The organism is Nitrincola alkalilacustris, assembly GCF_008973755.1.
GTDB classification, from domain to species: domain Bacteria; phylum Pseudomonadota; class Gammaproteobacteria; order Pseudomonadales; family Balneatricaceae; genus Nitrincola; species Nitrincola alkalilacustris.
This window is the reverse complement of sequence record NZ_WBOM01000003.1, coordinates 51,358-64,717: the sequence shown is the minus strand read 5'-3', so window position 1 is coordinate 64,717 and position 13,360 is coordinate 51,358. Positions and strand designations below refer to the sequence as shown.

Here is a 13,360-nt window from a genome sequence, read left to right as displayed (position 1 = left end):
GTTAAATACCCCACAGGATCTGAATGCCCCACACGACATAAACAAATGCCAGCAGGCCACACAGGGACTGGAACATGAAGCGCAGTACCGTTGGCTTGATATAGTCAGTGGAAACAGACCACAGACCAATCCAGGCATGAGCAGCGAGTGACAGGATCGCCAGCAAGCTGAACAGACGCATGAAGGTACCCTGGAACAGAGCACTCCACTGCGCATAATCCAGACCTGGATTAAACAGCAGGTATGCCAGCATAAAAATCGTATACGCCATTAATACGACAGCGGTTACGCGCTGGATCATCCAGTCATAAAGGCCGCTACGGCCAAAACTTGTGATGCTAGTTACCATATCCATACTCCCGCCAGCAGAACTGCGACCGCAGCTACAATCAAAGTCACTTTTGCCGCCAGCTGACCACTTTCGAGCTCTTCACAGTATCCGAAATCCATAATCAGGTGTTTGATACCGGCAATCATGTGGTACAGCAGGGCAGACACAAATCCCCATGCGATGAGTTTAGCCAGGAAACTATCCCGGAGTATCGCAGCCGCAGCGTTAAAGCCCGACTGAGATTCCAGCGACAACCCCAGGATATACACGACAAAGATGGCACCGAAGAACAGCGCTACACCTGTGACACGATGTATGATCGAAGTAATCGCCGGGAGTGGCAATTTAATGGTACGAATATCAAGATTTACAGGTCTTTTCTTGTTCACGGCTCTAGTTCACACTCAATAGCCCTGTTGCAGGACTTGGTTGCTAGGAAGTGCTCAGAAGCAGTACCTCGAAATGCACGAACTGGATCACTCTCCGATCCATCTTTGCATCAGAGATGTCACCAACTCAGGGCACGCAGTATAGTCACTTCAAAGGCTGAATACAACGAACCACGTGGCTTGTACAACAATGGTCTAGTATTTTTGCTTGCCTCACACCGACTCATACTATCGGCTAATTCCCCGTAACAAGTTGATAATGTAAAGCTATGCTGCATCGCAACAACTTGACCCTTCGACTGATTGACAATCGCGTGACACGCTCTATAGTGTTCAGGTCTTTGAAGGCCTGACCCACAAGGCATGGCCACGCGACTAACTATAAGTCGTTGTAACCCAAACAAAATGATAGGAGCCACCAATGGCTGACAAAAAAGCACGTTTGACGGTCGATGGTCTAGACGAAGTCATTGAACTTCCTGTTTATTCCGGCACACTCGGGCCAGATGTCATCGATGTGCGCCCACTGACCGGCAAAGGTCTTTTCACCTATGATCCGGGCTTTGTGTCGACTGCTGCCTGCGACTCTTCCATTACCTACATTGATGGCGACAAGGGAATTCTGCTGCACCGTGGGTACCCGATTGAGCAGCTGGCCGAGAAATCACACTATCTTGAGGTCTGCTATCTGCTACTGAACGGAGAATTGCCAACCAAGGAAGAGCTCGACAAGTTCAGCCATACCATCAGCAATCATACGATGGTACATGAGCAGTTGAGCCAGTTTTTCAAGGGTTTTCGCCGCGACGCGCACCCGATGGCTATCATGTGTGGTGTAGTTGGCGCACTGTCCGCCTTCTATCACGACTCTCTGGACATCAATGATGCTAACCACCGTGAGGTCTGCGCCTATCGCCTGATTGCGAAGATGCCGACACTGGCAGCCATGTGCTACAAATACTCCATCGGCCAGCCGTTCATGCATCCGCGAAACAAAATGGGCTATGCCGAAAACTTCCTGCAGATGATGTTTGCTACACCTTGCGATGACTATGAAGTCAATCCAATCCTGGCACGCGCCATGGACCGCATCTTCACACTGCATGCCGATCACGAACAGAATGCATCCACATCCACGGTACGTCTGGCTGGTTCTTCCGGTGCAAACCCCTTTGCCTGCATCGCTGCCGGTATTGCTGCACTGTGGGGACCGGCGCATGGTGGTGCCAACGAAGCAGTGCTGAGCATGCTCGAGGAGATTGGTGATGAAGCAAATATCCCCGAATTCATTGCCAAGGCCAAGGATCCGGATGACAACTTCCGACTGATGGGCTTTGGTCACCGCGTTTATCGTAACTTTGATCCTCGCGCCAAGGTGATGAAGAAGACCTGTGACGAAGTGCTTGCCGAACTCGGTATCGAAAATGATCCGCTACTGAAGATCGCCAAGCGTCTGGAAGAGATCGCCCTGGAAGACCCCTACTTCGTTGAGCGCAAGCTTTACCCGAACGTGGACTTCTACTCAGGTATCATTTTGAAAGCGATCGGCATCCCGACCAGCATGTTTACAGTGATCTTCGCACTGTCCAGAACAATTGGCTGGATTTCCCACTGGAACGAATTCCACTCCAGCCCGAACCGCATCGGCCGTCCACGCCAGCTTTACACTGGCGCAGAGATGCGCGACTACCCAGGCAAGAAATAATTTCCTGCCTTGCTCCGGGGCGCCTGATGGGCGTCCCGGATCCCCGATCTTCCTCCAGTTCTTTTAACGCTTGTGACGAATCTCAAAACAGCAGTGAATTTTGGCGCTGCGCTTGAAGTCAGGATCCAGCGTTTTATGTGTGATATCCACTATCTCGTATGCATCCAACGCCTCATGATCGAGCTTGAAGCGACGATAGTTGTTGGAGAAGATCAGCACACCATCCGAACGCAATAACTCCATCGCACCCTTCACCAGCACAACATGATCGCGCTGTACATCCAGCACCCCTTCCATCCGCTTAGAGTTGGAAAATGTCGGCGGGTCCATGAAGATCAGATCATAGGCCGGCTTGTGCTGCTCTTCGAGCCAGCGCATACAGTCAGCCTGTACCAGCTTATGCTGACTCATATCAGCATTGTTCAGCCTGAAATTCCGCTTAGCCCAGGCCAGATAGGTTGTGGACATATCCACACTGACACTCGAGCGCGCACCACCCACTATGGCATGCACCGTTGCACTCGCGGTATAACAGAACAGATTCAGTACATCCTTGCCAGCAGCTACAGACTGAATATGCCGGCGTATCGGCCGGTGATCCAGAAACAGTCCTGTATCCAGATAATCATGAAGATTCACCAGCAACTGGCAGCCGTGCTCGGTGACGGTGAAAAAATGGTCCGTTTCATCCTGCTTCTGATACTGCTCAGTCCCCTGCTGACGCTTGCGCTGCTTCAGGACCACCTGATCAGCCGGCACATTGAGCACCTCCGGTACTACCTGCAGCACGTCATTCAAGCGACTGAATGCCCGCACCTTGTCAATGTTAGCTGGAGGCGCATACTCCTGCACCACCACCTGACCCGCGTAGTAGTCCACCGCAACAGCATACTCAGGCATATCGGCATCATAGACACGGTAGCAGTCGATATCCTCTTTTCTGACCCATCGCGAGTACTGCTTGAGGTTTTTACGCAGTCGATTGGCGAACATCTGCGCCTGCTCAGACAGGGGCTGAACCTGATCCGGCTGATTTTCCCGCTCCTCTGGCACCGGCTGATTTTCATAGATCTCGAACATCAGTAACTGACTTTTGAGCGTGCCATTGAATAACTGATAGCGCTTCTGCGCCTTCATGCCCAGCACCATGCCCAACTCAGGGTTGCTGGTAAAGATACCTGCCTGCCAACCGGCAAACTGATCTTTCATCACCCTGCCCAGCTGCTGATAGAGAAACATCAGCTGCTCCACCTCGCCAAGCCGCTCACCATAAGGTGGATTGGAGATAAGCAGGCCGACGGCTTCCCCCAGCTCAGGAGCCTGGCACTCTTCAACAGATTGCACCTTCCAGCTGATCAGATGATCAACACCCGCACGCCGCGCATTATGCTTTGCCTTCTCGAGCACTCGAGGATCCTGATCAGAGCCATGACATCTGACCAGAACATTCGCGGCACCCGCATTCTTGCGCTCAACAGCCTCAGCCTGCAGCGCCTGCCACAGTGACTCCCTGTGACCCAACCAACGCGCAAAGCCAAACTGTCGACGCAGCAACCCGGGGGCAGTATCGGTCGCCATCAGCGCGGCCTCAATCAGCAAGGTGCCCGAGCCACACATCGGGTCGACCAGCACAGCCTGCCCGCTACTTTTCTCCACCCATCCCGCGCGGATCAGAATCGCTGCCGCGAGACTCTCTTTCAGAGGCGCCTCACCCGCTTCCTGACGATAACCACGCCGATGCAGACTCTCACCCGACAGATCCAGCGATATAACGGCCTTCTCTCTGGCAAGGTGTACATTGACGCGAAGATCCGGAGCCTGACGATCTACCGATGGGCGCTGCCCTGTCGCATCCCGGATCTGGTCAACGATCGCATCCTTGACCTTGAGGGCACCGAAATGGGTATTATTAATTCCCTCACAGCGACCATTGAAGTCTACCGTCAAGGTTCCCGAGGGCCGCAGATGATCAAGCCAGTCAACCTGCTGCACGACAGCATAGAGCTGATCCGCATCCCTGACCGCTCCCTCTGCCAATGGCATCAGCACACGACTGCCAAGACGCGACCACAGACAGATCCTGTACCCCAGTGCCAGATCACCCTGACATGACACGCCCGCTACTGTCTGGCGAACTGCTTCTGCACCCAGCACTTGCAACTCCTCCGCCAACAGTTGCTCTATTCCCTTGGGACAGGTCACAAAAAAATTCAGTGCCGTATTCGCGTCGTTTATTTCCATCTGTAACCTCGATTCAGAACAACCGAACAGCTGTCATGAATATGAAAAAAATTCATCATTTTTTGTTCATTCAATCGTAACCTTTAACAGCATGATTAGCGGCGTATTTTTGCAGCTGCGTTGTGAGTACAACTATCAAGAACCATCGAAGGTATAGTTTTTTTAAATCGCTTTCTGATCAGAATTCAGTTATCAATGTACATGTGACCTGATTTTTCTACCAGGCTCACTGCCACTTGCGGCGACTGTAGTTTTTATTGCCGCACGCTATGAAAAATAGAAGCATGAGAGGCGTATATTTATGAAAAGACAGAAACGAGATCCAAGCTCAACTCTTTTCAGCCGTGGCTTTAATGCGGGAATCGGGGGCAAATCCAAAGAGGATTGTCCGGTTACTGAAGCTGAAAAACGAAGTCACTGGATGAGAGGCTGGCGAGAAGGACGCGAAGCACACTGGAACGGGATGTCTGGCGTTTCTGCAATTCAGGTTAATCCATCACTCGGTTAAACTAAACTCATAAAACGGAGCATACAGTTATTCCTTTCACGGAGGGCTCCCTTTTAAGGGAGCACTCCAGGCAAAAAAGCCGACATCAAATCAAGTTTTATTCAACTTCTCTATCGCTCTGACCGAGTCACGAATCAACACTGGCCCTTTATAGATAAAGCCCGTATACAACTGTACCAGACTCGCACCAGCATCCAGTTTTTCAGCCGCATCAAAACCCTCTGTAATACCACCCACACCGATAATAGGAATCCTGCCATTCAGATGCCGGGAAAGCGCCATGATTGCCGCTGTTGAACGATTGCGAACAGGTGCGCCACTCAAGCCCCCAGCCTCATCGCAGAACTCAGAGTCCTCGACCCCATCACGAGACAGGGTGGTATTGGTCGCAATCACACCGTCTATTTCGTAGGTCATCAGTGCATTGGCAACCAACTCAAACTCTTCCGGCCCCATATCCGGCGCAATCTTAACGGTTACAGGCGTATAACGCTTGTACAGTCTAGCCAGCTTGGCCTGCTCCGTCTTGATGCAATCCAGCAGACTGTTCAGCGAATCACCGAACTGCAAGGTTCTAAGCCCCGGTGTATTGGGAGAAGAGATGTTCACCGTAATATAACTGGCACGACTATATACCTTGCGGAAGCAAAGCAGGTAATCCTCATGCGCCTTCTTGTTGGGCGTATCCTTGTTTTTACCGATATTAATGCCCAGCACACCATCATAGCTGCTGGCCTCAAGATTTTTCAGCAGTTGATCAACACCGGCATTATTGAAGCCCATGCGATTGATGATGGCGGAATGCTCAGGAATTCTGAACAGGCGCGGTTTGGGGTTTCCCTCCTGAGGCCGAGGTGTGACTGTACCCACCTCAATGAAGCCAAAGCCCATGGCCGCCAGCCCGTCCACGGCAATACCATTTTTGTCCAGCCCCGCCGCCAAACCTACCGGATTGGGGAAGCGAATACCCATCACCTCTACTGGCAGGTCGCTTGCCCTGGCACCGGCAAGACGCTGTAACCCCAGCCGCGAGACAGCATTCATACCACTCAGGGCAAGATTGTGTGACGTCTCGGCATCCATCTTAAACATCAGGGATCTGGCAAGCGTATAAAGCATGGTCATCTCTGGATCATGGTCGGAAAATGAGAGGCATTATAACGTGATGAGGGATAAAAATGACAGCGTGACTCAAGTCATTGAGCCGAGTTTATCCACTTGAATCAGCTTACCGGCATTATCATAGTAGATGACAAAGGAGCCTCGGATACCGGCATGGGTCAGATAGCGCCTGAGAGTACTGGCTGGAAACTGTACCTGACGGCCATCACGGGCAACTGCGGATACCCAGGCAGCACTGCCACGATAGTATTTGAGGTACTCTTCTTTGGTAATAAAAAGATCAACGATCAGGTGCTTCATGGATGTCTGCCGGCATGAAAAAGCCGACAGACATCTTCATATCAGTCAGCTTGAGCGAATACACAGGTACGTGCGAGATCGAACAGCTCTCTCACGGCGACAGTATACATCGCATAATCCTGATGTTTAGCATTTTTCAGATCTGCCAGGACACGATTCCAGCGCTCCAGCAGCCCTTCGTTCAACGCCACCCAATCCTCAAGCTGCTCCTCGATGGAGCCGCCATCGGGCTTGTGCATTTTAAGTACAGTGGCCATCAGAGCTCGCTGCTGCCAGTCCAGATCATCGCGGAAGGCATCCCTTGCCAGAGCCTGCCAGTAGTTTTCTACCCTCAGACTGTTAAGCTGGCGTGAAAACCACTGCAACTCAAGACGCTCACCAAGACCAAAAAAGGCTGCGGCAGCATGCTCAAGCGGACGGTCCAGCTCACGCGCCACTTCGATTATTCCCAGCGCCGCATACAAGCTACCGGAGCCAGCCACCACCTGAGCCAGAGAGGCCGGCACACCGGCATCCGTGTAACGTGAGTAAGCCTGCTCCCAGAGCTCCTTGGGCTCACCACGCAGCAGCTGACCAAGATTCTGACTGATACTTGAAACGTGATCATGGAAATTATCCATTTCGACCTGGCAGTTAAGCTCGCCACGACGATTTCGTACAAACCATCGTGTTGCATGACGCACCAGATACTGCAGGCTGCTCATCATCTCGCTCTGTATCTCGGCATCCACCTGATAATCGAGTACCTCAATCATCTCCCACAGGGTTTCGAGATCAAAGATATCGCGCACCAATACATAGGCCCGCACAATCGTCTCTACAGAAGCGCCTGTGGATGTCATCAGACGATCAACAAAATTGATTCCCATGAAGTTGACTATCTGGTTGGCAATCTGGGTTGCCACGATCTCCCGACACAGCCGATGCTGTTTAAGCTCACTGCCAAAACGCAGCTCCATCTTATTCGGGAAGGCAGTTACCAGCTCCTTCGACAGATAGAGATCATCGGGCACACTGGTCGACAGCAGCACCTCTTTCAAATCGGCCTTGCAGTAGGAGATCAGAATAGACAGTTCAGGACGAGTCAGACCACGCCCGGCACTGCGCTGCTCCGCCAGCTCTTCATCGCTAGGGATATATTCAAGCTTGCGATTAAGTTTGCCCTGCGCCTCCAGCTTACTGATAAAGCGCTGATACTCGGCCATGGACAGCAGGGAACGCTTTTCCTCAAGCGAGATTGCCTGAACCTGGCGATAGTTGTTCAACAGAACCAGCTCCGCCACCTCTTCGGTCATCTCCACCAGCAGTTGGTTACGCTGCTTCATGGTCATATCGCCAGCTGCCACCATGCCGTTCAGCAGTATCTTGATATTGACCTCGTGGTCGGAACAATCAACCCCGCCGGCATTGTCAATAAAGTCGGTGTTGATGCGCCCCCCCTGGCGTGAAAACTCCATACGGCCACGCTGGGTCATCCCCAGGTTACCACCTTCGCCAATCACCCTGCAGCGCAGCATGCCGCCATCAACACGCAAGCCGTCATTCGCCTTGTCGCCAACATCCGCATGGCTCTCATCAGAGGCTTTGACGTAAGTACCTATCCCACCGTTCCACAACAGATCAACCGGCGCGGCCAGTAAGGCCGACATCAGTTCGTTGGGTGTGACCCGGCTCAGAGTGAGTCCGGTCAGTTTTTTCATCTCAGGCGTCAGGGTAATCGACTTGGCACTGCGTGGGAAAATACCACCGCCTTTGGAGATCAGCTGCGCATTATAATCATTCCAACCGGAGCGTGGCAGATCGAACAGCCGCTTGCGCTCAGCATAACTGCTGGCCGGATCCGGACTCGGATCGATAAAGATATGCATATGGTTGAACGCCGCCACCAGTTTGATCTGATCCGACAGCAGCATGCCATTGCCGAAAACATCACCCGACATATCACCGATGCCCACAACGGTGAAAGGGTCAGTCTTGGTGTTGATACCCATTTCACGGAAATGACGCTCTACCGATACCCAGGCACCACGGGCGGTGATACCCATTTTCTTGTGGTCGTATCCCTGACTGCCTCCTGATGCAAACGCATCTCCGAGCCAGAAACCATAATCATTGGCGATGCCATTGGCGATATCGGAGAAGGTTGCCGTACCCTTGTCGGCAGCGACAACCAGATAGGTGTCATCTTCGTCATGACGCACAACATTCTGCGGCGGTACAACCTCACCATCGACCAGATTGTCGGTAATATCCAGCAATGCACTGATGAATATCCGATAGCAGGCAATACCCTCTGCCAGCCAGGCATCACGATCCCAGTCGGGCTGCAACTGTTTGGGCACGAAGCCCCCCTTGGCACCGACAGGAACAATGACTGCATTCTTGACCTGCTGCGCCTTTACAAGGCCCAGTACCTCGGTCCGGAAGTCCTCATTACGGTCCGACCAGCGCAGACCACCACGCGCCACCTTGCCGCCGCGCAGGTGAACCCCCTCCACCCTGGGGGAGAAAACAAAGATCTCAAACATCGGCCTTGGCTGCGGCATGAAAGGTATGCTGGCGGGCATCAGTTTGAATGAGACATAGGATTTGTCCTGGCCATCCAGTGTCTGATAATAGTTGGTTCTTACCGTTGCCTTGATCAGCTCGATATACTGACGAATCACCTGATCCTCATTCAAACTGGAGACATCATCAAGGCTGAGCATGATCGCCTCTTCAGTCTCAAGCGCTTTGCTCTCATTCACTTTCGCAGGATTGAAACGATACTCAAAGAGATCAACGAGCTGACGAGAGATACCGGGATGATTGTTCAGTGCTGCACTGACTGCTTCGATACTGATCGGGAAACGGATCTGCTTCATGTAGGCCGCATAGGCACGCAGAATAACGATCTTGCGCCAGCCAAGGCCCGCACCCAGTACCAGCTTGTTGAAATCATCGCTATTTGCATGACCAGACCAGATATGTTGGAAGGCATCCTCAAAGATAGCCTGCAGCTCCTCGATACTGCTCTGTTGTTTACCGCGATAGCGCAGGTTGAAGTCATGTATCCAGACACACTTATCCTCGGAAATGATTTCGTACGGGTGCTCGTCTATAACCCGCAGCCCGAGGTTTTCCAGTGCCGGCATGACGTCAGACAACGGCAAGGCTGTTCCGTAATGGAAGAGCTTGAAGTTAAGCTCATCCTGCTCACGCTCAAGCGCTCGATAAAAGCTCAGCGCTATGGGCGATGCCGGCGACAGTTTGCGCATATGCTGGATATCAACCACCGCGGTGCGTGGTGTGAAGTCGGAACGATAGCTTGGAGAGAAACTGGAGCCATAGTGGTTATAGCAGTGAATCCCCTGCTCCTCACCCAGACTGTCTGTCAGCGCAGCATAGAGATCCTCATCCCAGCTCCTGGCCGCATCCTGAATTCTGCGCTCTATCTGATCGACATCGAAGGTTTCAATAACGCGACCTTCATCGGAGCGCCTCAGATTGAACTGTGTACGCGCCAGAATGGACTCAGAGAAGTAGGTATTGAACTCTGCCAGATCACAGCCCAGAGCATCCTTGAGTATCTTCTCGCTGCGGACACGAAACTCAGTACTGTAAATATCACGTGGCACATACACCAGTGCCGAAAAAAACTGACCAAAGCGATCCCGACGCAGGAACAGACGTATCTGGCGGCGCTCTCTGATCTGCAGGATACCCAGGGTGCTGTCGAACAGCTCCTCGACGCTGCTCTGAAACAGATCATCTCGCGGGAAGGTCTCCAGAATCTGCATCAACTCCTTCCAGTTATGACCCTCAGGATACAGATTAGAGCGCTCCATGACCTCATTGATCTTGTTACGAATCACAGGCACACCACGTGGCGAGTGAACGTAAACCGAGGAGGTGTAAAGACCGAGGAAGCGCACCTCTCCGCATACATCGCCCTCATCATTGAAGCGTTTGAAGCTGATGTAATCAGGATAAGCCGGGCGATGAATGCGTGACTTGGCTGCTGACTTGGAAAAAGTGAGCAGATCAGGAATCAGTGTGAACACTGCAGCATCACGATCGAAACTGTGTCTGAGATCAGCACGACACTGGCCATCGCACTCACGCAGCAGACCCAACCCGGACCCAGCTACTGGTTTGAGCGACTTTTTCTTGCCTTGCGTAACCAGCTCAAGCTCTTCATATCCAAGGAAGGTGAAGTTACCTCCGAGCCACTTGATAAATGCCTGCGCTTCGGCAATATCGGATTTAACCACTGCGCCCTTGCAGGCGGTCAAGGATTTGGCCAGGTCATCGGCAGCACTCAGCATGGATGAGAAGTCATCCACCACTCTTCTGACTTCCTGCAACACCTCTTGCAGACTAGCTCTTATCAGCTCAAGTTTTTCCTGATTGGTATGACGATCCACCTCTATCGCAACAACCGACTCACGGCTATATGTATCATTGGTGCTCTTGCCAGAGCTGATAAAGTCCGTAACCTCACCTGCATCATTGCGCTTGACACTGAAAACCGCATTAGTGATGGAGTGGATGGTGACATCAAGACGATTCAGCTCGATACGCAGCGAATCGACGATAAACGGCATATCCAGTGCAGAAACTTCAATAACGGTATGTGTGGATTGCCAGCCATGCTTTTCATAATCGGGGTTGAAGACCCTGACACGCCCGGTGCGCTCCGGCTGAACCTGAAGAAACTCCCAGATATTCAGTGTTGAGCCATACAGGTCATCCAACCGCCAGTTTTTAAGATCTCTTTCCGGGGCAGTCAGATAATAGTGTTCGATAAACTTCAGCAGCAGTTCTGATTTATTCTTCTGAAGTCGTTTGGAGATTTCGTTGCTCAGGTGTTCTAGAATTTCTGATTTACTTTCCGGGCCTGGACGGGGCATGACTGTCTCTCTTTTTTATCTGCACATTTCCATTATGACAGGTGCCGTATTACCGTCAGAAAGCAGCAGATTCAGTATGCCGTTGCCTCCCTGACTGCCTTGACTGATAATGGATACAACCCTGGCACCCTTAAAAGTAAGAGTATATGAACAACCTCTATAAGCAAGCGATTTCCTACTGTTTTTTATACATTTTGCTGACATCTTCAGCCTTTGCTCAAATATCAGCCAAGACAGATAAAAGCTCACTGGGCATTAGCGATACAGTGACGCTGATGCTGGAGATACCGGGTGCCGACAGACCTCTTCCCGATCTGAGCCCACTGGCGCGGGACTTCCGTATATCCAGCAGTCAACGCTCCAGTATTTTCCGTCATACCAGTGGCTCACGTGAGGCCAGTACCCGCTGGCAGATCAATCTCCACCCGCTCAGGTCCGGTACACTGACCATTCCAGCACTGCGACTTAATGAGCAGGTGTCCGAACCTCTGCAACTGGTGGTAAGTGGCGGCTTTTCCGGCAACGGCCTTAGCACGGCAGATCAGAACGGCTTTAACCAGAACAATAACACTCAGGAAATGGCTCGCGATGCTGTTTTCTTTACCGTTGAACTGGACCGCGGCAGGGTCTATCAAGGTGCCCAGCTGCTCTATCGTGCCAGCCTTTACCATCTTGACCCTCTACCCGAGTCTGCCAGACTGACCCCCCCGCAGATAAACAGTGGTACCACACGTGAAGTGGGCCCTCAGCGCAGATATACAGACACGCTTGATCAGCAAGGCTACATGGTCACAGAGCAGTTTTATGCACTCTTTCCGCACGAACCCGGTTTTATGGAGATACTGGGAGCCTCTTTGCAAACTGATGAAAACAGCCCGATCTCCGCTCGAGCAGACGATCTGGAAGTTGAGGTGCTGCCCATTGCACATGAAGGCGGCAGCACTCACTGGCTGCCGGCCGAACAAGTGACACTCAGCCAGGACCTGATTCAAAGTGAACACCTTCCTGGCAGCCTCCTGCTGAACGTCTCGCTGTCGGCAACTGCACTCGGCAGCGAACAGCTTCCAACCAGCCTGTATGAGCAGGCCCCTGTTGAAGGCGCAAGACTTCTGTCCCGCCAACGCGATGAAAGCGAACACGCCATACTTGGCCTGACCGGCAATCTGCGTGAATCCTGGCTGATCACGCCTGCACAGAGCGGTACTTTCAATATTCCGGCTCTTGAACTGAGCTGGTGGAACACACTGGAGGATCGAGCGCAGTCAAGCAGTACGCCGGCCACCAGCGTTGAAGTACTCCTGTCAGAGGTACCGCTATTACCGACGCAAACCTCTGGCCAGGAAACTACCCAGCCCAGAGACAGCTTCCCGACAGGACTCATAATATTTCTCAGCAGCATCAGCCTGCTCGCCTCTCTGGGGTGCCTTTACAGTTTTTTCCATTTCCGGCGCCGGGCACAGACTCTATCAGAACCGGTATCCGTCTCAGACCAGAGCAGCCTCTCCAGCTTCCCTGCCGAGCACTCTGAAGATAGTGAAAAGGAAGCATTTGATGTACTGTCGGCAGCCTGCCTTGCCAATGATGCTCAACTGAGCAGCCGAGCACTGCTGATCTGGGCACCCCGTTTCTGGCCCGATGCAACCATTCATAACCTGGAATCCATCGGACAGGCAGCAGGGCATCAGACCCTGAGTTTTCTGATCCTGGATCTGGAGCACCATCTTTACAGTGATGATATCGATCTGTGGCAGGGGGATCTGCTGCTGGAAGCGATCAAGGCGCTGCGCAAACGACAGCGCCGAACCGAGGATGAGGATATGGACATTTTCGACCTGTCACTGCATGACACACGCTGATTCAGTCAGCGCTGGA

General features: G+C 52.3%; 9 protein-coding genes. 3 read left to right on the top strand and 6 right to left on the bottom strand.

Translation table 11 applies throughout. The features are described 5' to 3' along the window. Nucleotide 1: 1 nt before the first annotated feature. The gene (sdhD, locus tag F7R27_RS05955) at nt 2-349 is read right to left on the bottom strand and encodes a succinate dehydrogenase, hydrophobic membrane anchor protein (RefSeq protein WP_151703319.1); all 348 of its coding nucleotides are present in this window, start codon (nt 347-349) and stop codon (nt 2-4) included. Further along, a complete protein-coding gene (gene sdhC, locus F7R27_RS05950; protein ID WP_151703318.1) occupies nt 343-720 on the bottom strand; it encodes a succinate dehydrogenase, cytochrome b556 subunit in 378 nt (125 codons plus the stop codon). Before sdhC ends, sdhD begins: the two co-directional genes overlap by 7 nt. A 421-nt stretch (nt 721-1,141) precedes the next feature. Between sdhC and gltA the strand changes: the two genes are divergently transcribed. Further along, entirely contained in the window at nt 1,142-2,425 is a 1,284-nt protein-coding gene (gene gltA / locus F7R27_RS05945; RefSeq protein WP_151703317.1) for a citrate synthase, read from the top strand. Between the two features lie 63 nt (nt 2,426-2,488). Here the strand turns inward: gltA and rlmKL are convergent, their stop codons facing one another. Beyond that, nucleotides 2,489-4,666: a bifunctional 23S rRNA (guanine(2069)-N(7))-methyltransferase RlmK/23S rRNA (guanine(2445)-N(2))-methyltransferase RlmL gene (gene rlmKL, locus F7R27_RS05940; protein ID WP_168927440.1), complete on the bottom strand. Its 2,178-nt coding sequence runs from the start codon at nt 4,664-4,666 to the stop codon at nt 2,489-2,491. A 301-nt stretch (nt 4,667-4,967) separates the two neighbouring features. Between rlmKL and rmf the strand changes: the two genes are divergently transcribed. Further along, nucleotides 4,968-5,174, top strand: coding sequence for a ribosome modulation factor (rmf, locus tag F7R27_RS05935; protein WP_151703316.1), 207 nt, complete (start codon nt 4,968-4,970; stop codon nt 5,172-5,174). Nucleotides 5,175-5,264: 90 nt separating this feature from the next. On the opposite strand, the gene F7R27_RS05930 is transcribed toward rmf, so the two are convergent. The 3 genes from F7R27_RS05930 to F7R27_RS05920 all read right to left on the bottom strand — a co-directional run bounded on the left by F7R27_RS05930 (nt 5,265) and on the right by F7R27_RS05920 (nt 11,488). After that, nucleotides 5,265-6,293 carry a quinone-dependent dihydroorotate dehydrogenase gene (locus tag F7R27_RS05930; RefSeq protein WP_151703694.1) on the bottom strand — a complete coding sequence of 343 codons (1,029 nt, stop codon included), beginning with the start codon at nt 6,291-6,293 and terminating at the stop codon, nt 5,265-5,267. A gap of 72 nt (nt 6,294-6,365) precedes the next feature. Beyond that, complete coding sequence (locus F7R27_RS05925) at nt 6,366-6,596, bottom strand: DUF2835 domain-containing protein (RefSeq protein WP_151703315.1); 231 nt, start codon at nt 6,594-6,596, stop codon at nt 6,366-6,368. A 41-nt stretch (nt 6,597-6,637) separates the two neighbouring features. Next, the gene (locus F7R27_RS05920) at nt 6,638-11,488 is read right to left on the bottom strand and encodes an NAD-glutamate dehydrogenase (RefSeq protein WP_151703314.1); all 4,851 of its coding nucleotides are present in this window, start codon (nt 11,486-11,488) and stop codon (nt 6,638-6,640) included. Between the two features lie 146 nt (nt 11,489-11,634). Here F7R27_RS05920 and F7R27_RS05915 point away from each other — a divergent pair, with 146 nt between their 5' ends. Then, nucleotides 11,635-13,344 (top strand): BatD family protein, encoded by a 1,710-nt coding sequence (locus tag F7R27_RS05915; RefSeq protein ID WP_151703313.1) that lies wholly within the window; start codon nt 11,635-11,637, stop codon nt 13,342-13,344. Nucleotides 13,345-13,360: the final 16 nt, after the last annotated feature.